Genomic DNA, 25,147 nt, shown 5'->3' on the forward strand with positions numbered 1-25,147 from the left:
AATATTCTCACTCCATTTGAGTATACAGGGGTAAACTTTGTAATGTATTATTGAGGATGGAGTGGTATACGATGATATTAACGATTACATTAAATCCAGCAGTAGATATTAGTTATAAGCTTGATAACTTATTGCTTGATACGGTAAACAGGGTCGAAGATGTATCTAAAACTGCGGGCGGAAAAGGGTTGAATGTAGCACGGGTATTGCAACAACTAGGCGAAGATGTCGCTGCATCGGGCTTTTTAGGTGGTAGCTTAGGAGATTTCATTCGTACGCAACTTGCGGTAATTGGAATTCAAGATTTTTTTGTTCCGATAGATGGTGAAACGCGCAATTGCATAGCTGTAATCCATGAAGGAAAACAGACGGAGATATTAGAAACTGGCCCAGTAATATCAGTAGGTGAAGCGGCACTTTTTTTAGATAAATTTACTGAATATGCAGAACAGGTTGAGATTGTAACACTATCTGGAAGTCTGCCAAAAGGCTTGCCGACGGATTTTTATGTTGAATTAGTGAAGATTTGCAACCAATATGATACCCAGGTTTTACTAGATTCAAATGGGGCTATATTAACAGCACTAGTAGCAAGTGAACATAAGCCTTATTTAATTAAACCGAATGAGGAAGAACTTGCAGATTTACTTGGTCAAACGTCTCTTGATGAAACACAAATTATGGAAGCGCTAGAATCAACGCTATTTACAGATATCCCTTGGGTTGTTGTCACGCTAGGCGCGGATGGCGCAATTGTGAAAAATAACAAGACCCTTTACAGAGCAAAGGCCCCTAAGATTAAGGCGATTAATCCTGTAGGTTCTGGTGATTCCGTAATTGCGGGGTTTGCTGCGGGAATAGCCCGTGGTTTAGAAGATGCAGCCTTAATCAAATATGGACTATCAATTGGTGTTCTAAATGCGCTGGAAGAAAAAACGGGTCACATTAATGCAGAAAAAGTAGAGTGGGCTGTTGAGCAGATGTTGGTCGATAGAATCGAAAGAGGATAAGTGTGATTGTGCATAATTGAATGAGTGTCGATTTATATTGCAATACTAGACTGAACGTATGGAAGGAAGTTATTCTTGGGAAACTTATATTTAATTAACGCTACACTAGTTTTGGAAGATAGTGTATTGCACGAAGGGTTTATACATATTAAAGAAGAAAAAATCGAGTCTATTGGTGTGATGGGAGATTGCCCCTCTTTGGCTACGGCAGATCGAGTAATCGATTGTAAAGGGAAACAATATGTGATTCCAGGTATGATTGATATTCATGTTCATGGAGCGGCAGGATTCGACTTTATGGATGGTAAACAGGAAGCTTTTGAAGGAATAGCGCTTGCTCTAGCAAAAGAGGGGACAACCTCATTCCTGGCAACAACCATAACGAATCCAGTCTCTTATACTAGTGAAACGCTAAAAAGTCTTGGGAGATATCGAGTAGAAAGCAATGATCCGGGAACCGCGGAAATGCTAGGTATTCATTTAGAAGGCCCTTTTATTAATAAAACACAAAAAGGGGCCCAACCAGAAAATGCTATTATTACGCCGGATGCTAATTTATTTAAAGAATGGCAGGAATTATCTGGATGTTCTATTAAAATCATCACATATGCGCCGGAGTTGGACAACGATTTTGAACTTCTAACTGAACTTAACAAAACCAATGTGATTCCATCGATGGGTCATACAAATGCATCCTATGATGAATCAGTTCATGCCATATCACACGGTGTTAGCCATGCAACGCATTTGTTTAATGGCATGAAAGGAATGCACCATCGTGATCCTGGAGTTGTTGGAGCAGTTCTTTTACAGGACGATATCCATGTTGAAATTATTCCAGATGGCATTCATTTTCATCCAGATTTAATGAAACTCATTGTGAAAATGAAAGGGCTTGAAAAAGTACTAGTCATAACTGACGGGATGCGTGCGAAAGGGATGCCAGATGGGGAGTATGATTTGGGCGGCCAGGAAGTGACTGTGCGCGACGACAAATGTTTATTAACGTCGACTGGTTCTTTGGCTGGAAGCATAGTGACGATGAATAGCGCTAGATTGAACCTCGCCAAGTGGCTAGAGTTGTCTATCCATGAACAACTGCAAATCACCTCAATAAACCAAGCGAATCGTTTAGGGCTATCAGGACGAAAAGGATCATTAATGACTGGTAAAGATGCTGATGTTGTTGTTCTAGGGCAAGAAGGTTCAGTCGAGTTGACAATTTGTAGGGGTTCTGTAGCATATGAACGTAGTGGTGCATTCAAATGACTTTGGGAGGTTATTCATGTGGCGTGGCAAGATGGAGCAGCAAAATGGTTTAATTATGGTGATTTAGAAGTTGCACTAAAGCAACAACTTCTGGTTGAAAAAAACAATAAAGAATTACTGGAAGATTGTTTTTATAAAAATCTCTCATTCGGCACGGCCGGCTTGCGCGGAGAACTGGGGTTTGGTACGAATCGGATGAATATCTACACTGTTAGGAAAGCGTCACTTGGGCTTGCTTTATATATAAAAAGCTGCGGGGAGGTTGCAGAAAATAGGGGCGTCGTAATTGCTTATGATCCGAGGCATCAATCTGCGGAATTTGGTCTTGAAGTGGCGAAAGTCCTTGGGTTTAATGGCATTCGTTGTTATTTGTTTGATGAACTTCAATCTACTCCATTGTTATCCTTTGCAGTGCGGGAGTTGAATACGTTTTCGGGCATTGTCATTACAGCAAGCCATAATCCATCAGAATACAATGGACTGAAGGTATACGGAGAAGATGGTGGACAAGTAACTTTAGAAGCCGCAAATGCGATTACTGCTCATACGGAGAGTATTAATGATCTATTTTCGGTTGAGGTCGCGGAAGAGGCTATTCTCTTAAAAGAGGGATTGCTTACTTATTTGAATCATGAAATGAGCGACCGGTATGTATTGCATTTGAATGGAATACTTTTAGGCGGAGAGCCGGATAAAGGTCTATCGATTGTATATTCTCCACTTCACGGAGCAGGGGGCAAATTAGTTAGTAGAGGACTAGAGGTAGCAGGCTTCTCGGACGTAACCATAGTTAGTGAACAGGCAATTCCAGATCCGAATTTTACAACCGTTAAGTACCCAAATCCGGAGGAATCACAAGCCTTCGAAATGGCACTTACATATGGCTATAAAGTGAAAGCGGATCTACTCATAGCTACTGATCCAGATGCAGACCGAATGGGAGTTGCAGTACGGGATTTAGAAGGAGAATATGTTTTTTTAACAGGTAATCAGATTGGTGCATTACTATTAAATGCATTGTTGGAAGATAAGTCGGACCGCGATACAATGCCGAAAAATGGTGTTGTTTTAAAAACAATCGTCACATCAGAACTTGGTAGGGCGATTGCAGACAAGTATGGTGTTAAAACGATGGACGTCCTTACAGGGTTTAAATTTATAAGTGAAAAAATCTTAGAATTTGAAGAAACTGCAGAGTCAACTTTCTTATTTGGTTATGAGGAGAGCTATGGCTACCTGATTGGCGATTTCGTACGGGATAAAGACGCTGTCCAAGCATCGGTTTTAATTGCTGAAGTGGCCGCTCGTTATAAAGCAAAAGGCCAAACATTATTGGATGGACTACACGAACTGTATGAAGAGCACGGCTTTTATCAAGAAAGTTTGGAATCAATAACGCTAAGAGGGAAGACTGGAATGGCGAAAATTGATGAAATCGTGAATTATTTCCGGTCGACATCATTTGTAAAAGAGTTTACCAAACCCCTTTCAATCATTGAAGATTATTCATCTGGACATTTTGTTAACGTTGAAACGGGGGATCGGCGGCCACTCAATTTACCTATCGCGAATGCTCTTAAATTTATATTGTCTAATGGTGCATGGTTCGCCATCCGTCCATCTGGAACAGAACCGAAAATTAAGTTCTATTTTGGAGTGAAGGGCGCGACAAAAGTTGAAAGTGACGCGCTTTTATTGAAATTAAAAGAGGCAGTTATGACGGTAGTAGAGGGGTTAACTTCTGACTCGTAATGAGGAGGCAAGTAGAAACTGGGAATGTTGAAAAGGAAACTTTGAATTAGTAGATATAAAGTTGTTAGAACTTATGGGCAAGATTTCCTTGTCATAGGGGATAGCAACTTTTTTGAAGTCAATGAATCGATAGATATTCCTTTCGAACAGATTACTAGTAGACTAAAGGATCATAGAAATCAAAATAAATTGATTGACAATTTAGAATATCGGTTCTATAATTCGTTGTAAGCTCATATATTAGTTTTTAAACAAAATCTAAAACGATTTCGCAAATGGTCACATTGAGCATCTCAATCAAAGCGTATATTTTTTTAGTTTAAAACTAAAACGTTTTCGTGAATTAATGAAAGCGTATTCACTGAAGGGAGGACTTTCATTGTATGATGAATTATTCGCAAGGTAAAGGAGAACTCAAGAATTGGGTTGTTTCCGAAGTTGAGTTTTCTCCTGATACATTAGGGAAAAGTGAATCAATTATGTATCTTGGAAATGGATATATGGGATTGAGATCTACTACTGAAGAGCCATACATAAAAGACAAAAGAAATTTGCTTATAAGTGGAACATTTAATAGAGCTGAGGAAAATGAAGTTACGGAGTTACCAAATTTAGCGGATGTTACAAGGTTTGATATACGGATAGATGGTGAACGTTTTAGCCTTGAATTTGGAGAAACGAAGAATTACCAGCGACAATTAAATCTAAAAACGGCTGAGCTGACAAGGTATTTTGACTGGACTTCACCAAGAGGAAAAGAATTACGATTCCATTTTAGACGGTTTGTTTCACTGGATAACTTACATTTAATTGGGATGAAAATGATGGTTGAAAGTCTTACAGATCCAGTTCGAATTTCCCTTGATTCCGGTATTAATGCACAAATGAGCAATTCTGGATCACAACATTTTCTTGAAGGTGAACGAAGAATTTTTGATAAGCAATTCATTCAGTTAGTCCAAACAACTAATGAATCTAAAATTGATGTTGTAATTAACACAACTCATAAAATTACGGTTAATGATGAGGAAAGAATCAAAGTTCCTGAGATGAATATGGATCGTCGAAAAGTATGGTTGACTTATGATTTCAGTCTTCAGCCTACTGATAAACTGGAAATAGAAAAAATAACAACAGTGTTCACTAGCCGAGATAAGGAATTCGAAAAAGCTGAATACAATATACAACAACTTCGCGACCATTCATTACAAGATTTACAAGACAGCTCCGGAAAAGGATATGATACACTTTTTCAGTCACATTTGGAGACGTGGCAGAACAAGATATGGGAAGCATATAATTTCGAGATTAATAGCGATGATGACTTTGATCAACTTGCATTGCGTTTTTCGCTTTACCATTTAACCATTATGACACCAGCACACGATGACAGAATGGGAATCGCAGCAAAAGCGTTAAGTGGAGAAGGTTATAAAGGACATTCGTTTTGGGATACAGAATTATTCATTCTTCCATTTTTCATCTATTCTAATCCCAAAGTTGCAAAATCGCTATTAACCTATCGTTACCATGGTTTAGTAGGAGCAAGGAAAAAAGCTAGAGAAAATGGTTACCTTGGTGCGATGTATCCGTGGGAAGTAGCCTGGCCGACAGATGGAGAAGTAACGCCAGTTTGGGGAGATATTGATATCGTTACTGGAAATCAGACGAAAATTTGGTCAGGATTTATCGAACAGCACATTACTGCAGATATCGCCTTTGCTGTTTATCAATACTATAATGTTACAGCTGATCAGGGATTCATGGACCACTATGGTTATGAGATTATTTTTGATACAGCAACGTTTTGGGCAAGTCGGCTTGAGTGGAACGAGAAAAAACAAAAATATCATATCAATGATGTAATTGGTCCGGATGAGTACAAAGAACATGTAGATAACAATGCCTTTACGAATTATATGGCGTATTTCAATATGAAACTAGCAATCCGCTATTATGAAAAGTTAACAATGGAAAACCCGATGTGTTTAAAAGAACTAACCAAAAAGTTGAATTTGGATAAAGCATATCAACATTGGCAGGATAAAGCAGGAAAAATCTATTTACCAGAACCGCGCGAAGAAGATCTAGTAATACCGCAAGATGATACGTATTTACTGTTAAAAGAAATTGATCTCGCGAAATATAAAAATCAGGAGAAAGTTAGAGGTATCTATCGAGATTATAATTCGGAACAAATAAATAAATTGCAGGTTACGAAACAGGCGGACACATTAATCTTGTTTTACTTGTTAGAACAAACTTTTTTAAATGATGATGAACGCATTTCAGAAGCTGTTAAACGAGCAAATTTTAATTATTATGAACCGAAGACATTACATGATTCATCGCTAAGTTTGGCGACACACGCAATCGTAGCAAATGATATTGGTGACATTGATTTAGCCTATTCTTTATTTAAAAAATCTAGTGAAATCGACTTAGGACCACTGATGAATACATCAGATGATGGTGTTCATGCCGCTTCTATTGGTGGTATTTGGAAATCAGCAATCTTTGGTTTTGCTGGAATCAGGCTTGTCGATGGAAGACTGAGAATAAACCCAAGAATACCAAAACATTGGCATCATATGAAGTTTACGATTCATTGGCAGGCTCAGCAGGTTACTATTTCAATAACAAAATCTACCTTGTCAGTGAAGGTAGAAAACAAGGAGAGCATAATATTTGAGGTTTTTGGTGAAATTCATGAGTGTGATGATTTTATAGAAATACCATTTGGTTTAACAGAGTGAAATATCACTCGATGGAGGACCTGCATCCTCTGCATATAAAGCTAACTAATGCAGGATAACTAGTAAAGGGTGTATTAAATGTTGGTAGTTATAAAATGATTATTCATTTTATTCACTATAAAAATTCAAATGATAAGAGGGGGAAATTAAATGAAGCATCAAAAAAGAAAGATTAGTAGTCTATTGCTAATAGCTTTATTACTTCTTTTAACTGCATGTAGTAGTGGAAAAGAAGATGGTGAAAAATCGGAAGAAAGTACTAAAGAGCCTGAAAAATCAGCAGCTCAAAAAATCACGATTTTCCAAAGTAAGGTTGAAATATCAGATCAGTTGGAAGCACTGACAAAAGAATATACGAAAGAAACAGGCGTCGAAGTGGAAGTCTGGGGGACAACAGGTGATGATTACTTCCAACAACTACAAATTCGTCTGAACAGTAATCAAGGTCCGTCTATTTTTAGTCTTCAAAATGTGACAGAAGCTGAAAAACTAAAATCGTATGCTTACGATATGACTTCTGAAGGATATGTAAAACACATTGCTCCTGGAATGGAATTAGAAATTGATAATAAGATCGTTGGTGTTCCATATGGCGTCGAAGGATTTGGTATGGTTTACAACAAAGATTTAGTTAAACCTGAAGACGTTGCCGACTATGAATCTTTTGTAAGTACATTAGAAAAGTTTAAAGCTGAAGATATTAATGGTTTTGGTCTTTCTAAAGAAGCTTATTTCTTAATTGGCCATATTGCAAACTATCCTTTCGCATTGCAAAACGATCATTACGAGTTCATCGATAAATTGACAGATGGTGGAGTTACGATGGCAGGCACGAAAGAATTCCAAGAGTTTGGGAAATTTATGGATGCTATTAAAACGAATACGGTAAGTCCATTGGATGTAACGTATGACAAAGAAGTAGGTGACTTTGCTGCTGGTAAATCTGCAATGATTCATCAAGGTAACTGGGCGTGGGGGATGCTGTCTGATTTCGATGTGGATTTTGAAGTAGGCATGTTACCGTTCCCATTAATGGGCAATGATAAATTGGCTGTTGGAGTCGGTAACAACTGGACGATTAATGGGGAAAAAGATGAGGCTGAAGTTAAAGCAGCAAATGACTTTTTGAACTGGATGTTTACAACTGAAACGGGTCATCAATACATTGTTGAGGAATTCGGATTTGTTCCTGCTTTGACAAATATCGATGCAGGCAATTTAGATCCACTATCTCAAGATGTATTAAAAGCTTCAAATAGTGGTCAAACAATACCTTGGGCACTAAATTATTTCCCAGCTAATATTATTCCGAATGATTTTGCGCCAGCTGCAGAAGAATTCTTCTTGTCAAAAGATATGACAGGTGATGAATTCATTCAAAAAATGGATGGAGCATGGAAAAACGCAGTGAAATAATATCACTATAACATCATAGTTATCATGAATAGGAAGATAGATTTTTATAATCTATCTTCCTTTATTAACTAGTTGAAAGATAGACAAACTACTAGAAAGTGGTGGTTACATGCCAGGAAAAAATAATAAAGGGTGGTACATATTATTTACTGCTCCGCTATTGCTAATTTTTGTTACGGTAGTGATTATTCCTTTTTTAATAGGAATTTACTACTCCTTTTTCGAATGGGATGGGATTGCAGCAAACCCAAAAGTATTTGTAGGATTTGATAATTTCATCAAGTTATTTGGTGACACACGTTTTCTTGCATCTACATGGAAAACGACATTGTTTACATTTTTAGCAGTTATTTCAGTAAATGTGGTAGGACTAGCTTTTGCTTTACTGGTGACATCCAAACTCAGAATTGCAAATATGGCACGTACAATGGTATTTATGCCCTATTTGATCGGTGGACTAATACTAGGATACATTTGGCAATTTATCTTTTTGGATGTATTTACATTGATAGGTAAAGTGACTGGACTAGACAATGTATTTTTTAATTGGCTAATCGATATTGATTATGCATTATATGCCCTAGTTCTCGTTTTCACATGGCAAATGGCGGGATACATCATGATCATTTATATCGCGGGAATTCAAGGTATTCCCAATGACGTAGTCGAAGCATCTAAAATTGATGGTGCAAATGGGTGGCAAAGACTTAGAAAAATCACTTTTCCTTTATTAATGCCAGCTTTTACAATCAGTTTATTTTTAACTCTTTCATCAGCATTTAAAATTTATGATGTAAACTTGTCCTTAACAGGTGGTGGCCCAGCTAATTCGACGGAAATGTTTGCGATGAATATTTATAATGAAATTTTTGGTTATGGTAATTATGGATTTGGTCAAGCGAAAGCAATTGTATTTTTCTTTGTTGTTGCTGCTATTACACTGACTCAAGTCTATATTACGAAGAAGCGGGAGGTAGAGATGTGATGGAAAAAATACGAGGAATTACAAAAGAAGTATTACTCTTATTGGCAGCACTTTTCTTCTTATCTCCCATTTACATAATCATTGTAAACTCATTTAAAGATCGCCGTGAACTTTATGAAAATGCACTTGCATTGCCTGGGAAATTCAGTTTTCAGTATTATCTAGAAGCTATGGAAAAGATGAATTTTTTGACTGCGCTGGGAAACTCATTATATATTACTATTTTCTCAGTTGTGATTATTGTTGTTTTATCTTCGATGACTGCATGGATGTTAGCTAGAACGGACAATAAGTTGAGCAAAATTATTTTCATGACTTTTATAGCAACGATGCTTATACCTTTCCAAACATTGATGATGCCTTTAATGCAACTCATGAGTACTATTACGAATACGTTACACATTCCAATGTTCAATACTCGTGAAGGTTTAATTTTTATGCATGTTGGATTTAGTTCAAGTATTTCTGTCTTTCTATATCATGGTTTTATTAAGTCTATTCCAATCACTTTGGAAGAAGCAGCTACGATTGATGGAGCTTCAAAGTTTGGGGTCTTTTGGAAAATCATTTTCCCGATGTTGAAACCGATTACTGTTACTGTGATGATCCTAAACGTTATTAATATTTGGAATGATTATCTATTACCGTCCCTAACACTTACTGACAAGGGGCTTCGAACAATACCACTATCAACTTTTTATTTCTTTGGCGAATTTACGATTAAGTGGAATTTAGCAATGGCGGGATTGATGTTGACAATCATTCCAGTTGTAATTTTCTATGTACTTGCACAAAAACATATTATTAAAGGTATTGGGGAAGGAGCAGTGAAATAAATTCGTTCTTGCAGTGGGAAAGAGAATGCAAGTGTTTTCGGGTTTTATGGGAGCATTATCGGGTTCGACTCTATAGATAATGCGATTGCCCGTTATTAATATTAACTAATTAAGGAAGTGATTCTAAAATGACTACAATAAAAGATGTTGCAAAAAAAGCAGGTGTATCCATTGGTGTCGTATCAAAAGCTTTCAATAATTATGTTGATATTAGTGAAAAAACACGACAAAGAATTTTCGCTATCGCAAAAGAATTGAATTATACACCTAATGTTGTAGCCAAAAATTTATCATCAAAAAAGCAAATGACTATTGGATTGATTTCATCTGGCGTTCTTAACAATAATGAAAAAGATAACAACGCATTCGATATATTCAAAGGAGTGTATACCGCTGTTGAAGAAAGTCAAAATGAATTGTCGATTTTTCTAATAGATTCATTGAAGCAGAAACAAAAAAGTTATGCTCAATATTGTCGGGAGCGAAATATTGGTGGTGCGATTTTACAGGGAATACGCACTGATGATCCATATTATAAAGAACTAATCGATACCAATATCCCCTGTGTGATTGTCGACATTATGACAGATATGAACAATGGATTGATTGGCAGTGTCTCTATTGACAACGCCAAAGCTAGTAGAGAGATTGCTGGTTACTTAATAGAACGCAATCATCGAGACATTGTTATCGTGGCGGGGACAAAAGAAACCGATGTAAATGCAGAGAGGATTAAAGGAGTTCAGGAAGCTTTTAAAGAAAATGACTTGGAGATGTGTGATGAAGACGTGCTTTATGCTCAATTTTCCGAGCAGCAAGCGTATATTTTGGCGGAAAAGTATCTGCAAACTAAACAACCAACAGCGTTTCTTTGCTTTAGTGATTTGATGGCATTTGGTGTAATGAGGGCAGTAAAAGAAGCAGGATTAAGAATTCCTGAGGATATTTCTATTACTGGGTTTGATGATTTAGTACTTAGTGGCTATACCCAACCGAAACTTACTACAATTCGACAGGATTTCATTGAAATCGGAAGGCTTTCAGCGCAGTTGCTACAAAGTTTGATGGAAAACAAACTAGATAAGAAGCATATTTATGTCGACTATCAGTTACTCGAACGGGAAAGTGTCAAGGCGTTACGTAAGTAAAGAAGCTGCCAAATCCCGATATAATTACTTAAAAAGAAAGGGGAGTAAGACATGACACACTACCCAAAAGCTTTTATATTCGATCTTGATGGCGTTATCACAGATACAGCAGAGTTCCACTTTTTGGCGTGGCAAAAGCTTGCACAGGAACTTGGTGTATCGATGGATAGACAGTTTAATGAACAACTTAAAGGAATAAGTCGTATGGAATCTTTAGAGCGTATTTTGGAATTGACCCCCTCCTCGCGAAGCTTGTCTTATGAGGAGCGATTAAGACTGGCAAATCAAAAGAATGACCATTATTTGGAGTTTATAGACTTGATAAATCCAGATTATATATTGCCTGGCATTGAAAGTCTATTGAAGAAAATCAAAGCTCAGCATATTAAAATTGCGCTTGGCTCAGCTAGTAAAAATGCACTTAAGGTATTAGAGAAACTTTTATTGACAAATTATTTTGATTACGTTGTAGATGCTACAAAAGTAACGAAAGGAAAACCTAATCCTGAAACGTTTACATCAGCAGCGGACTTCTTGAATATTCCCTACTCTGAATGTATCGGTCTAGAAGATGCAGCCGTAGGTGTAGAGGCAATTAATAAAGCAAATATGTTTTCTGTTGGCGTTGGTGCATTAGAACATTTATCCCATGCAGACTATCTAGTAGGAAATACGTCTGAATTGATTTTTGAAGAAATTGTAAAGCGATATAATGAGAAAATATAATTTAATCAAATTTGAATAAAGAAATTTAAATCTTCATACAAATATTAATTGACTAAGGAGTGATATATCAATGACGTGGAAATTAACGAAGTCAGAGTTAGATAATGAAAACTTACTGCTAAATGAAAGTCTTTTGTCCTTAGGCAATGGGTATCTAGGTGTGAGAGGGAATTTCGAGGAGGGCTATAAGGATACATATAAATCGATTCGAGGTACATATATAAATGCTTTTCATGATGAAACAGAAATAAATTATGGAGAGAAGTTGCATGGGTTTCCAGAAACACAGCAAAAGATCCTGAATGTCATTGATGGGCAATTTATACATATTTATTTGGATGACGAACTATTTTCTATGTTTGAAGGAGAAGTAATTAATGTCCAACGAAATCTGCATATGGATGCGGGTTTTGCCGAACGAATTGTACATTGGAGATCACCTAACGGAAAAGAAGTTAAAATCCATTTTAAACGACTCATTTCTTTTGTTAGAAGGGAATTATTTGCAGTAAATATTAATATAGAGCCTTTAAGCCATATTCAGCAGCTGAAAATTGTTTCGACTGTTAATGGCGATGTCTCTAACTTTGTTGATAAAAATGACCCCCGGGTAGCTTCAGGTCATGCTAAAAGACTACATGTAACGGAAGTTCGAAAGGAAGAAGAATTCAGCATAGTAAAAAACAGTACCTATATTACTAAGCTTGAAGTGGCTTGTGTTACTTCTTCTGTGATTGAATCTGGAAAGTATATGTATGAAAGTAAAACCGCAGATAATTACGTAGAAGAGACTTACTCATGCGTTGGTGATGAAACAGTGCAATTTACAAAATACAATGTTTATACAGATACACTCAGACATGGAGAAACAGTTATTGAAAATGCAATTGCTATTCAACGGCAGCTTAAAGGATCTTCTTTTGAAGATCTTTTACTGGAGCAAAGAGAATATCTAGATAATTTCTGGAGTAAATCCGATGTGAAGATTGATGGTGATGCACTGCTTCAAGAAGGCATTCGTTTTAATCTCTTTCAACTTTTACAATCAGTCGGCAAAGATCCGGTAAGTAATATTGCAGCAAAAGGTTTATCTGGTGAAGGTTATGAAGGGCATTATTTCTGGGATACTGAAATCTATATGTTTCCGGTATTCTTAATGACGAGCCCTGAAATTGCGAAAAACTTATTACTTCATAGATACTCTATTTTAGGGAGTGCTAAGGAAAGAGCTATGGAGATGGGACATGAAAAAGGGGCTTTATTCCCTTGGAGAACGATTTCCGGTCCGGAAAGCTCGTCGTTTTTCCCTGCCGGAACTGCGCAGTATCATATAAGTGCAGATATCGCATATAGTTATATTCAATATTATTTAGTAACGAAGGACGAGGCATTTTTAAAAGAGTATATGGCAGAAGTCCTATTTGAAACTGCACGTTTATGGGGTGATGTTGGTCACATGAAAAATGGCTTATTTAGAATTGATAGTGTAACTGGTCCAGACGAATATACATGCGTTGTGAATAATAATTATTATACGAATGTCATGGCAAAACATAATTTACTGTGGGCTGCTAAAGTATATTATCTGTTAAAAGAAGAGGATGGTAATCATCTAAAACAATTAGCTGAAAGGTTAGAACTGACAGAATTAGAAGTAAGAAAATGGACTGAAGCAGGTGAGAAAATGTATCTGCCATACGATGAAACTTATAAAATCAATGCTCAGGACGATAGTTTTTTGCAAAAAGCGCGATGGGATTTAGAGAATACTCCGAAAGATAAGTTCCCACTTTTATTGAATTATCATCCGTTAACACTTTATAGATATCAAGTTTGCAAACAAGCAGATACTGTCTTGGCTCATTTTCTGCTAGAAGATGAACAAGATTTCGAAACAATTAAAAGATCCTACGATTATTACGAACAAATCACCACTCATGATTCATCATTATCTTCCTGTGTATTTAGCATAATGGCTTCCAAACTAGGCTACGAAAAGAAAGCCTATGATTATTTTAATGAAACGGTTCGCCTAGATTTGGATAATACACATGGAAATACAAAAGATGGCCTTCATATGGCAAATATGGGGGGAACTTGGCTAGCAATCGTTTATGGATTTGCTGGTTTACGAGTGAAAGAAGGGGGCCTTTCATTAACACCCTCTCTTCCTAGTGAATGGAATTCACTCGATTTACATTTACAATATCAAGGCAGGCTACTAAAAATCCATATGGATAGAACTGAAGTAACTTATTTGGTAATAGAGGGAGAGGCGTTAACTATCTCACACAACGGAAAGTCTATTAATCTTGAAAATGGAAAAGAAGTGAATGTTCAGTAACATGAAATGCGGTAAATATTATATATATTGATATATGGAATATAGAATCCCACTGAATTCACTATGACGAGGGGGATTGTCTCCCGCCCCTAGCCAAGGTGATTTGCTGCAACTCTTAGGTCTTGAGTTATGCATTTTAAGTCACCTTTACTTAATTTATTTAGATACCCAGTTGTTCAATATATAGATTTAATAAAAACTAAATAATAATACATTATTATATAGTACTGATATTATATCCTAGAGTCCAGGCTAATAAAAAACCAGCATTATCAAATGATTTGGGGAAAGGGATAGTCATCCCAAAACATCGCAAAGCTTAATTTAATCGAAGGACAATGTGAAAATAGTTCATTAGTGCTTTATGTCAGTGTGACGTAATAGTTTATATACTTCTATTTGTGTTTACTCAATCAAAAAAGACATGTGATTCCTATTGGAACACATGTCTTTTTGGGGTGATATTTGCTTCCACTCAGTTTAAATACAGGAATCTTTATATCCTTTCTTTATAAATAAAATAATCGAAATCAGCATGTCGATTCTGACCTGATGTATCTTGACACTGCATGCCGACAAATGCACCAGTAAAGAAGCCTCCACCTTTGATATAGTCATCAGAAAGCTTATGTGACGCAAATTTGACAGGTATAACAGTCCAATTCACTCCGTCAAAGGAATAAGAATACTCGTAAAAATTGGTTTTTACATCAACTCTGAGGTGAACATATTCTATAGTATCTGGAATGACGATTTCTTTACCTTGAAGCGGTTGAGCAAATATAAAGTTATCGTAAGTGCTGAGTTCAAGGATTCTACCTTTCTCTTCGTGCCAGGAAATCTGAAGTGCTGTCCAGTTTTCTGTATTATAATAGTTGACTAGTCCTGCAGATTGCTGGAAAGAGTTTGGAGTGAAGTTCACTTTCGTTTCTGCAGTAAAGTTAAAATGTTGCCAACGTCTAGCTATAAAAGCCTGAGTGAACTTTGAAGTCAAGGATTCTTTTCCGTATAGTCGCAGGTGGCCAGGATTGTCTTTTAGTGAAACAATATCTTCGCCTAATGGGATACGCAGTGATTGAAAATGATTATTTAATTCATCAATATCAAAGTCATCTTTCTCATCATAATCATTCTTCCATTTTACTTCTTCGATATCAGGTCCTTCAATTTCAAGGGACGGTCCGTTACCCCCAACCACATATGGCCAATCATTTTTCCACTCCATTCTTTGAATGGCAGTTTCCCGTCCAAGTGGGCAATAGCCTCGATCATCCAACAATGGTTGGTTTTCTCTTGGTAAGGGCCTGCCTGTTAAGTGTACTAAAAACCATTCATCTGTATGTGTATGAACAATTGAAGCATGTCCAGACTTTTGAAGTGGATTTCTAGGATATGGCCATGATGTAATCAATGGATTCTCGGGATGCACTTCATATGGTCCCCAAAGATTTTTTGATCGTGCGATCGTGGCAGCATGATCGTATTTTGTACCACCCTCTGCTGTTAATAAGTAGTAATAATCATTGATTTTATATATATGAGGGGCTTCAACTAATTTGATATCTGTCCCTTTAAAAATTATTTTAGATTCTCCAACTAGTTTTTGTTCCTCGACGTTATATTCTTGAAGAACTATACCATAAAAATTATGATGATCGATACGATGATCCCAGTACATGTTCGCTAGATACTTTCTACCGTCTTCGTCGTGATACAATGATGGATCGAAGCCGGAGCTGTTTAAGTAAGTACGCTCAGACCATTCTCCATCAATAGTTTCACTGGTTACAAGGTAATTGTGGCAATCTTTCCATTGTCCTTCTGTTACCTTCACATCCGTATAGATTAGCCAAAACTTACCGTCACTATGTGAGAGTTGGGGGGCCCATACACCCCCTGAATTAGGATTTCCCATCATATTTAATTGGCTTAATCGATTAAGGGGCCTTGAAACTAATCTCCAATTATTTAAATCCTTGGAATGATATATACCCACTCCAGGGAACCACTCAAAGGTAGAAACGGCAATATAATAATCTTCTCCTACGCGGCAAATGCTTGGATCTGGATTGAATCCAGGTAAAATTGGATTCCGAATGATTGTCATTTTAATTCACCCTTTACATAATTTTTATCTTTCACCAAATCTGAGCACCCTGAAAAATAGTGAATGCATGTAAGTGCTTACAAAATGGAGAAAGGTTAAATACAATTATAAAAATACTAATTAATGACCTATTGTTTATCAATAATCCGACAGTTATTGGCAGGGGAGTAATGGGATTAATAAATAAATGAAATCATTAATTAGCAATTTTCACAATACTATATTAGATAATACACTAGTTAATTGGATTAGCAAATTAGTGATAGTTGATTAACGAATGACTAAAGTAACAAAAGGTTTGCCGTTACTACTACTTTAAATTTGAATTATACTTCTTTGTTGGATACTAACACTTAAAAAGTTTTCTATTGAAAAAGCAGCTACGCCTAATGCGGACGAGAGTGTGGATAACTCCGAAAAATCAATTTGTAAATCACTTCGTTGAAACCATAGAGCTTGGTTAGCTACTCTTGTATTCAAAGATTCCTCTAGCCACTTTTTAGAAGAGGCCATCCGATTACCAATAATCACTTGTTGTGGATTAAAGATATTAATAATGTTATTTATGCCTACACCTAAATAGTCCCCAGTTTGTTCAAATAGTTTGATAACCTCTTTATTGCCATTCTCTGCGAGAGTTAATAAATTATTTAAGTCGCCTTCTTTGTTAGAAGGGAGGGGGATATCTAACAGTCCAGCGTTATTGATTAATGCTTGTTCTGACGCATACAATTCCCAACAACCATCATTTCCACAACGACATTTAGAACCATTAACTTGTATTGTCATATGGCCAAGCTCACCAGAAAAACCATTGGACCCTTTATACAAAGAACCATTAAGAATAAGTCCGACACCTATTCCAATCCCAGCACTTACATAAATGATATTTTCAAACTCTTTTCCAGCACCAAATTTCTTCTCTCCGTAGGCACCAGCATTTGCCTCGTTTTCAATAATGACTGGAAGGTTATATTTTTTTTGTAAAATTGACTTTAAATTAACGTTTGTCCAGTTTAGATTTGGCGCTAGCAAAACTTCCCCACTATTATCAACTATTCCCGGTACACCAACACCGATTCCAACGATTCCGTGAGGGCTAGGTGGCACAGAAGAAATTAGGGAATCGATGGTGTTAAATAATTGTTCTTCAATTTCATTATAAGAAAGGTTCTTAAAAGTCATTACTTTCTCTTGAAAAATATTTCCGTCTAGGTCAGTTAAAACGCCGAGTAAGTAATTCACCCCTAGATCTATTCCTATCGAATAGCCAGCTGAATTATTAAATAATAACATGACAGGTCTTCTCCCGCCGCTAGATTCACCTGGACCAGACTCATAGATTAAGTGATCCTCTAGTAATTCGCTCACTAAGGATGAGACGGTTCCTTTGTTTAAACCAGTTTGATTTGCAACAGCAGCCCTTGAAATAGGGGAGTTATTTTTAATTTTATCTAAAACTAAAGATTTATTGCCTTTTTTGACTACATGATGATTCCAAGTTTGATTAGCATCCATCTTCATTCCATTCAACTCTTTCTCTCTTTTTTTTCATTCTAACAAATAAAAACTTGATTAGATACAACTTCGTATTCAACTGATTTGAGTGTCTACCTAACTTTTGTGGAAAGAATTATAACGTCCTTTTCCTATTTTGGGGGAAAAACACAATTGAAAATCACAAAAATAGAGGTAGAAAAAAACTTTGTTCATCCACTAGACTAACAACTTCCTGTTTGCTATAATGAAAATGCATACAACAATCTGAATATTGTTGTTTCAAAAACTTGAGTTGGGGGAGATAAATAATGAGGAAAAAGAAAGCGTTTACAATTCTGTTATCCACTTTTGTTTTGACTTTATTATTAGTAGGTTGTTCAGATTCAGGTAAAACATCTAGTGATACTGAAATAAAGTTTATGCATCTATGGCCCGAGGGGAGCTCTAAACAGCATCATGAAATTGTAAGTGAAATTATTGCTGATTTTGAAAAGGAACATGAAGGTGTCAAAATTGATTTAGAAGTGTTAAGCAATGAGCAATACAAAGATAAGTTAAAGGTTCTATCAACATCTAAAGAATTACCAGACGTTGGAATGACTTGGGCAGCAGGATTTTTAGAACCCTATGTAGGTGGTAATATGTTTGCTCCATTAGATGATCTTATTGATAAAGAATTAAGCGATACATTCATTCCAGGAACTGTAGAGGCTTATGCAATAGATGGGGTGACTTACGGTCTTCCACTAGAGTTGAACATTGCGACAATATATTATAATAAAACTATGTTTGCAGAGCATAATCTCGAAGCACCAGAAACATTTGAGGAACTAGAAAATGTAATTAATGTATTTAAGGCAGATGGAATACAACCTATCGCTTTAGGTAACAAAGATCCTTGGACAGGTTCGTTATGGTATATGTATCTAGCAGACCGAATTGGTGGTGCTGAAGTCCTTAATAAAGCGATCGATAGATCCGGTACTTTCGAGGATCCAGCATTAATTGAAGCAGCAGAAAAAGTACAAAACCTTGTCGATATGGGGGCATTTGTCAAAGGATTTAATGGTCTCTCTGATGAAGAAGCGAAAAGTATGTTTATGAATGAACAAGCACCAATGTATTTAATTGCAACATGGGATTTACCAAATTACACAACAAATGAAGATGTACCTCAAGAATTTAGAGATTCTGTAGAATATCTCAAGTTTCCAACTGTGGATGGGAAGGGAGATATGAATAGTTTTATTGGGGGACCTGGGGTTGGATTATTTGTTGCAGAAGATTCTGATGTAAAAGAAGAAGCTAAAGAATTTGCCGCATTTTTTGTTAAACAATGGGGCGAGAAATCTGTCACAAAAGCTGGCGTTATTCCAGCATCAAAAGTGGATGCTGGATCCTTAGACCTGCCACAAATGTATATCGATATATTGGATGAACTTAATTCAGCAAGCAATATTACTATGTTTGCTGACGTTCAAATGAGTCCAAGTGTAGCACAAGTGCATTTAGATGCGATTCAAGCACTTTTTGGGAATCAAATGACACCTGAAGAGTTTGCGAAAGCGCACGAAGAAGCCCTTTCGAAATAGTAAAAAGCATTCTGCATTGCGTAAAGTCAAATTAACAATGAAGAGGACATATCCTTAACATCGGATGGTCCTCTTCTACTTCATAAGATATGGGGTTGAGTGTAATGAATAAAGTAATGTCAAATAAGCTATATATAGCACTTTATATTTTACCAGCACTCCTGTTGATTACTGTACTAATATTTATTCCATTAATCCTTACGGGTTACTATGGATTAATGGACTGGGACGGCATTGGTGCAAAGAAATTTATTGGATTAGAAAATTATATTAATGGGATTAAGGATCTCAAATTTTGGAGTAGTGCTTATCATTCGTTTTTACTAGCAATTTTCTCGACAATGAGCTTAGCGCTATATTTGTTAGTTTCATTAATATTGGCATCCAAAATAAAAGGCGCTGATTTACTGAGGAAAATATACCTGATTCCAATGCTTTTGTCTTCAGTTGCGATCGCTCAACTTTGGATCAAAGTATACAATCCGTCGAATGGTATTTTAAATGCTATTCTTATCAAAATAGGGATTGATAATCCGCCCGCGTGGTTGGCCGAGCCATCACTAGTATTATTTGCTATTTTCATACCAATTTTGTGGCAATATGCTGGATTTTATATTTTGATTTACTATGCAGCACTTAAAAATATTCCTGAATCGATGATAGAGGCAGCGAAAATTGATGGTGCATCTGCTTTTCAAATTGCCCTTAGGATTAAGCTACCTCTAATTAAAGAAGTAGTAAGCGTCACAGTCGTATTAGCTATTGTTGGATCACTAAAGTACTTCGATTTGATTTATGTTATGACTGGTGGAGGACCAAATGGAGCGAGTGAGGTTATGGCGTCCTATATGTATAAACTAGCTTTTTCAAGTTATGATTTTGGATATGGAAGTGCCATTGGATTCTTATTGTTGATCATTACCTTAGTAGTAACGTTAGTTGTTCGGAAATTTACTACTTCCAACGAGCCAATAGAATATTAGAAGGAGGTTTATGATATGGGTCGCATTGGTTACTTTTTTCTTTACGTTTGTCTAGCAGCTGTAGCGTTGTTCCAGATACTCCCAATAATATGGCTTTTCATTTTCTCATTAAAAGATAATAAAGAGATATTTGCTGGATCACCATTTGCTCTACCGTCGGAGTTTAGATGGGAAAACTACCAAAAGGTTTGGGATGGTGGAATAGGCATTTATTTCTTCAATAGTGTTTGGATTACTGGTCTAGCGATTATCCTAACAGTATTGTTTGCGAGCATGGCAACTTTCGCAATTACAAGAATGAAATGGAAGTTAAGCGGTTTCGTATTGGGGTTGTTTATGGTTGGACTAATGATTCCAATACACTCTGCTTTGATACCACTTTTCAGTATGTTCTTAAGCGTAGACTTAATTGATAATCCTTTCGCTGTTGTCATTACATATACGGCTTATAATTTACCAATCACAATGATGATATTACTCGGCTTTTATTACACATTACCTCGTGAAATAGAAGAAGCCGCAATTATAGATGGATCTTCAGTTCATCGATTGTTTTTCCAAATTATTCTTCCGATGACTGTGCCAGTAATGTCTACTACTGTGGTTATTAATATGATTTATAATTGGAATGAATTTGTATTTGTAAATACGTTTATAAGTTCAGAAAAATATAAAACATTAACCGTAGGTATTCAAAACTTTATTGGGCAATATATGACAGACTGGGGAGCAATCGGAGCAACGTTAATCATTAGTGTGTTACCAATTATTGTTGCATTCATCTTCTTTAGTAATAAAGTCGTTGAAGGGATTTCTGCTAGTGCAGTGAAAGGGTAATAAGTGTATGGCACATAAAAAAACTTCATACAACGGGGGATTGAACTGCTCCGTTGTGTGAAGTTTTTTTCGTGAAAAAAGTCGTTAATTCTCGATATTAACGGGATTGCCATTTTTCTTATTCGTTTTATTAAAAGCATGTAAACTGACCCACATTGTTATGTATGCGTATGAACTTCCACCAAATATGAATGCCAAGGCAGGAAAACTTTTCATAATAAAAAAGAGTGGTACAAGACAGAGTATTATCAATAAACTATTGAAGGGGTTTATTAACATAATAAAAAAGCTGTTTTTCATAACATATTGTACTTTTATATCGTAATGAACAAAGGCAGGAAAGATATAAAATAATAACATAATGAAAAGTAACATAAATGCAAATAAAGGTATATATGTCCATGTTAAATCCCCGTTAGTATTACCTTGAATGTAAATAATATCAATCGTAATTAAGAAGATTATTATACTAATAAATATTCCCAAAAGATTGCTTTTTAAGAAGTCTCTCCGATAGTATTCCCAAAAGGCTTTTAAAATTGGCTTTTCTGTATTTCCTTTTAACCATTCTCGGGTTATTGCAAACATTGCTATAGTAGCTGGGAAAAAGCCGAAAATTATTCCGCCTGCTAATGAAAAAAGTATCCACAATAAATTTAAATAGGCAAACCTTGTTATCCATTCAAAAACGTTATAAATAAAGCCACTAGTAGGATTCATTGACAACCACCCTTATTTCCTGACTTATAGAATAAGCCAATCTCATTATTTAATAGAAAGAGGAATCATTAAAAGCATACACTACTCATATAAAAAGTTCATCATTTCCAGTGATAAATGCAATCAGTTTTTTAAGTTAAAAACTTTGTTCAACTAATAGACAAACTAATGATTTGTGTTATAATTACAATTGTAAGCCTTTACATTCGCTGTTGCTTTGTAACATAAAAAATCTAGGAGGTACAAACAATGACTTATTTCCTAAACATTGACAAGATTAAATTCGAGGGTTCATTATCAACAAATCCATATGCATTTAAATTTTATAATCCCGAGGAAAAAATCGGTGATAAAACAATGGAAGAAATATTACGCTACGGAGTCTCGTATTGGCATACATTTACGATGAATGGCTCAGATCCATTTGGCGGAGGCAACATGATTCGCTCGTGGGATAAGTTTAGTGGTATGGATTTAGCTAAAGCCCGCGTAGATGCTTCATTTGAATTTTACGATAAAATTGATGTTCCATTTTTCTGTTTCCATGATATTGATATAGCACCAGAGGGTAGCAGTTTAAGAGAGTCTAATCAAAACTTAGATACAATTGTAAGTATGATCAAAGACTATATGAAAGATAGTAAAGCAAAATTACTTTGGAATACGGCGAATAACTTTACACACCCACGATTTGTTCATGGTGCTGCCACTTCAAGTAGTGCAGATGTATTTGCTTATTCTGCAGCTAAAGTGAAAAAGGGATTAGAAATCGGTAAGGAACTTGGTGCAGAAAACTATGTATTCTGGGGTGGCCGCGAAGGTTATGAAACACTTCTGAATACAAACATGAAGCTGGAGCTGGATAACTTAGCACGTTTCTATAATATGGCTATTGACTACGCCAAAGAAATTGGCTTTGATGCCCAATTTTTAATTGAACCTAAGCCAAAAGAGCCTTCAACACATCAATATGATTATGACGTAGCTACTGCACATGCATTCTTGCAAAGTTATGGTCTTGAAGATCATTTCAAGTTCAATATTGAAGCAAACCACGCGACACTAGCGGGACATACATTTGAACATGAACTTCACTATGCACGCATTAATAATATGCTGGGTTCAGTTGATGCAAACCAAGGGGATCCACTTATCGGATGGGATACAGATGAATTCCCTACGGATTTATGGTCAACAACACTTGCAATGTATGAAATTCTTAAAAATGGCGGACTTGGTAGGGGCGGCCTAAACTTCGATGCGAAAGTAAGAAGAGGTTCATTTGAGCCAGAAGATTTATTCCATGCACATATTGCTGGAATGGATGCTTTTGCAGTAGGTTTAAGGGTGGCACAAAATTTAATTGATGATAAGGTCTTGGAAAGTATAGTCGAAAATCGCTATCAGACTTACACAGAAGGTATTGGACTTGCTATTGTTGAAGGAAAAACAGACTTCCGTAAACTGGAAGAGTATGCTTATGGTTTATCAGATATAAAACAGACATCTGGTCGCTTAGAACAAATTAAAGCAACAATCAATCAATACTTATTGAAAGCTTTCGCTAACTAATTAAGTTTTGAATGGCAGGAGAGATGTAGCTATGAAATATGTAATAGGTATAGATTTAGGAACAAGTGCTGTTAAAATTTTACTCGTCAATCAACATGGCGCTGTTGTTCAAGAGGTATCGAAATCTTACCCTCTAATTCAAGAGAAAACGGGATATAGTGAGCAAAACCCTAAAGATTGGGTTGATCAGACTGTATCGGGTCTACTTGATCTTTTGAAGGATTTCGATGGGGATCCAGAAGATATTGAAGGCATTAGTTTTTCTGGGCAAATGCATGGACTTGTTTTGTTAGATGAAAATAATGAAGTATTACGTCATGCGATTCTCTGGAATGATACAAGGACAACAGCAGAGTGCAAGCGAATTTATGAAGTCGTTGGAGAAAAGCGTTTGTTATCTATAACAAAAAACCACGCATTAGAAGGATTCACTTTACCAAAAATAGTATGGGTTAAAGAACATGAGCGAGAGTTATTTAGTAAGGTTAAGACGTTTGTTCTTCCAAAAGATTACTTGCGTTACAAGCTTACAGGTAAATTACAAATGGAGTACTCTGATGCAGCTGGAACACTTCTTTTGGATGTCAGTAAAAAGGAATGGAGTACAGAACTCTGTGAATTACTAGATATTGATACCAGTCTTTGTCCACCATTAGTTCACTCCTATCAGGAAGTAGGTAAGATAACATCTGTATTTGCAGAATCTACTGGTCTTGCCAACTCTACACGTGTATTTGCAGGTGGTGCTGATAATGCTTGTGGTGCTATTGGTTCAGGGATTTTAGAGGATGGAAAAACACTTTGTAGTATTGGGACATCTGGTGTCGTTTTGTCTTATGAAGCAAGTCCTGATAAAGATTTCCAAGGAAAGGTTCATTACTTTAATCATGGTGCTCCCGACGCATTTTACTCAATGGGTGTTACTCTGGCTGCGGGTTATAGCTTAACTTGGTTTAAAGATGTTTTTGCGGGGGACGAATCTTTCGATGATTTACTAGCCGATGTTGGCTCTGTCCCTGTTGGATCTAATGGACTGGTATTTACTCCTTATTTGGTGGGTGAAAGAACACCACATGCAGATGCTGCAATTCGTGCAAGTTTTATTGGAATGGACAGTTCTCATCACAGAAAAGATTTTGTTCGAGCAATTCTTGAAGGGATTACATTTTCGCTAAATGAAACTATTGATATTTTTCGTCAAAAGGGCAAACAAATCGATACGGTCATATCAATTGGCGGTGGTGCGAAAAATGAAGATTGGCTTCAGATGCAGGCTGATATTTTCGATGCTGATATTGTTAGACTTAAAAGCGAACAAGGACCAGGTATGGGGGCAGCCATGTTAGCAGCTTATGGATGTTCATGGTTTGATTCATTGAAGGATTGCGCGAATGAGTTCTTGAAGGAAGATAAACGATTTCATCCCAATAAAACTAATGTGGAAAAATATAAAAAGATGTTCGCTATTTATCAGGATATTTACGGTCAAACAAAAGATATTAATCGAAGGCTTTTAGAATTCCGTAGGTAGTCCTTTTAAATAAGAGTCTCAACTAGTTAGTTGGGACTCTTATTTATAGAAATACTAGTAACT

At 36.3% G+C, this 25,147-nt stretch carries 18 protein-coding genes; 15 read left to right on the forward strand and 3 right to left on the reverse strand.

What is annotated here, in order from left to right; translation table 11 throughout:
- Positions 1 to 71 precede the first annotated feature (71 nt).
- From ACGLYD_RS06985 to ACGLYD_RS07030, 10 genes are all read left to right on the forward strand, one after another.
- Positions 72 to 1,010 (forward strand): hexose kinase, encoded by a 939-nt coding sequence (locus ACGLYD_RS06985; protein WP_342538114.1) that lies wholly within the window; start codon positions 72 to 74, stop codon positions 1,008 to 1,010.
- 75 nt (positions 1,011 to 1,085) lie between these two features.
- Positions 1,086 to 2,279, forward strand: coding sequence for an N-acetylglucosamine-6-phosphate deacetylase (nagA, locus tag ACGLYD_RS06990; RefSeq protein ID WP_187047617.1), 1,194 nt, complete (start codon positions 1,086 to 1,088; stop codon positions 2,277 to 2,279).
- A 12-nt stretch (positions 2,280 to 2,291) separates the two neighbouring features.
- Positions 2,292 to 4,031 (forward strand): phospho-sugar mutase, encoded by a 1,740-nt coding sequence (locus tag ACGLYD_RS06995; RefSeq protein ID WP_399633138.1) that lies wholly within the window; start codon positions 2,292 to 2,294, stop codon positions 4,029 to 4,031.
- Positions 4,032 to 4,414: 383 nt separating this feature from the next.
- On the forward strand, positions 4,415 to 6,787 hold the full coding sequence (locus ACGLYD_RS07000) for a glycoside hydrolase family 65 protein (RefSeq protein WP_399632111.1): 2,373 nt from the start codon (positions 4,415 to 4,417) through the stop codon (positions 6,785 to 6,787).
- A gap of 150 nt (positions 6,788 to 6,937) precedes the next feature.
- Positions 6,938 to 8,203 carry an extracellular solute-binding protein gene (locus ACGLYD_RS07005; RefSeq protein WP_342538118.1) on the forward strand — a complete coding sequence of 422 codons (1,266 nt, stop codon included), beginning with the start codon at positions 6,938 to 6,940 and terminating at the stop codon, positions 8,201 to 8,203.
- A 109-nt stretch (positions 8,204 to 8,312) separates the two neighbouring features.
- On the forward strand, positions 8,313 to 9,188 hold the full coding sequence (locus ACGLYD_RS07010; protein ID WP_338652512.1) for a sugar ABC transporter permease: 876 nt from the start codon (positions 8,313 to 8,315) through the stop codon (positions 9,186 to 9,188).
- On the forward strand, positions 9,188 to 10,024 hold the full coding sequence (locus ACGLYD_RS07015; RefSeq protein ID WP_338652511.1) for a carbohydrate ABC transporter permease: 837 nt from the start codon (positions 9,188 to 9,190) through the stop codon (positions 10,022 to 10,024). Before ACGLYD_RS07010 ends, ACGLYD_RS07015 begins: the two co-directional genes overlap by 1 nt.
- Positions 10,025 to 10,152: 128 nt before the next feature.
- Positions 10,153 to 11,172 carry a LacI family DNA-binding transcriptional regulator gene (locus ACGLYD_RS07020; RefSeq protein ID WP_340764606.1) on the forward strand — a complete coding sequence of 340 codons (1,020 nt, stop codon included), beginning with the start codon at positions 10,153 to 10,155 and terminating at the stop codon, positions 11,170 to 11,172.
- A 51-nt stretch (positions 11,173 to 11,223) separates the two neighbouring features.
- Positions 11,224 to 11,898, forward strand: a complete 675-nt coding sequence (gene pgmB, locus ACGLYD_RS07025; protein ID WP_399632116.1) for a beta-phosphoglucomutase — start codon at positions 11,224 to 11,226, stop codon at positions 11,896 to 11,898.
- Positions 11,899 to 11,968: 70 nt separating this feature from the next.
- The gene (locus tag ACGLYD_RS07030) at positions 11,969 to 14,242 is read left to right on the forward strand and encodes a glycoside hydrolase family 65 protein (protein WP_399632118.1); all 2,274 of its coding nucleotides are present in this window, start codon (positions 11,969 to 11,971) and stop codon (positions 14,240 to 14,242) included.
- 496 nt (positions 14,243 to 14,738) lie between these two features.
- On the opposite strand, the gene ACGLYD_RS07035 is transcribed toward ACGLYD_RS07030, so the two are convergent.
- Entirely contained in the window at positions 14,739 to 16,349 is a 1,611-nt protein-coding gene (locus tag ACGLYD_RS07035) for a glycoside hydrolase family 43 protein (protein ID WP_342538122.1), read from the reverse strand.
- Between the two features lie 315 nt (positions 16,350 to 16,664).
- Positions 16,665 to 17,867 carry an ROK family transcriptional regulator gene (locus ACGLYD_RS07040; RefSeq protein ID WP_067213924.1) on the reverse strand — a complete coding sequence of 401 codons (1,203 nt, stop codon included), beginning with the start codon at positions 17,865 to 17,867 and terminating at the stop codon, positions 16,665 to 16,667.
- A gap of 290 nt (positions 17,868 to 18,157) precedes the next feature.
- Here ACGLYD_RS07040 and ACGLYD_RS07045 point away from each other — a divergent pair, with 290 nt between their 5' ends.
- The 3 genes from ACGLYD_RS07045 to ACGLYD_RS07055 all read left to right on the forward strand — a co-directional run bounded on the left by ACGLYD_RS07045 (position 18,158) and on the right by ACGLYD_RS07055 (position 21,261).
- Positions 18,158 to 19,441 carry an extracellular solute-binding protein gene (locus ACGLYD_RS07045; protein ID WP_342538123.1) on the forward strand — a complete coding sequence of 428 codons (1,284 nt, stop codon included), beginning with the start codon at positions 18,158 to 18,160 and terminating at the stop codon, positions 19,439 to 19,441.
- Positions 19,442 to 19,545: 104 nt separating this feature from the next.
- Positions 19,546 to 20,424: a carbohydrate ABC transporter permease gene (locus tag ACGLYD_RS07050; protein WP_067208774.1), complete on the forward strand. Its 879-nt coding sequence runs from the start codon at positions 19,546 to 19,548 to the stop codon at positions 20,422 to 20,424.
- Between the two features lie 15 nt (positions 20,425 to 20,439).
- Positions 20,440 to 21,261 (forward strand): carbohydrate ABC transporter permease, encoded by an 822-nt coding sequence (locus tag ACGLYD_RS07055; RefSeq protein ID WP_067208777.1) that lies wholly within the window; start codon positions 20,440 to 20,442, stop codon positions 21,259 to 21,261.
- A gap of 84 nt (positions 21,262 to 21,345) precedes the next feature.
- On the opposite strand, the gene ACGLYD_RS07060 is transcribed toward ACGLYD_RS07055, so the two are convergent.
- Complete coding sequence (locus ACGLYD_RS07060) at positions 21,346 to 21,981, reverse strand: YesL family protein (RefSeq protein ID WP_340742028.1); 636 nt, start codon at positions 21,979 to 21,981, stop codon at positions 21,346 to 21,348.
- A 249-nt stretch (positions 21,982 to 22,230) separates the two neighbouring features.
- Here ACGLYD_RS07060 and xylA point away from each other — a divergent pair, with 249 nt between their 5' ends.
- On the forward strand, positions 22,231 to 23,553 hold the full coding sequence (gene xylA, locus ACGLYD_RS07065) for a xylose isomerase (protein WP_338652503.1): 1,323 nt from the start codon (positions 22,231 to 22,233) through the stop codon (positions 23,551 to 23,553).
- 31 nt (positions 23,554 to 23,584) lie between these two features.
- Entirely contained in the window at positions 23,585 to 25,084 is a 1,500-nt protein-coding gene (gene xylB, locus ACGLYD_RS07070; RefSeq protein ID WP_342538124.1) for a xylulokinase, read from the forward strand.
- Positions 25,085 to 25,147: the final 63 nt, after the last annotated feature.

It is taken from the genome of Sporosarcina sp. SG10008 (genome assembly GCF_044569405.1).
Lineage (GTDB): Bacteria > Bacillota > Bacilli > Bacillales_A > Planococcaceae > Sporosarcina > Sporosarcina psychrophila.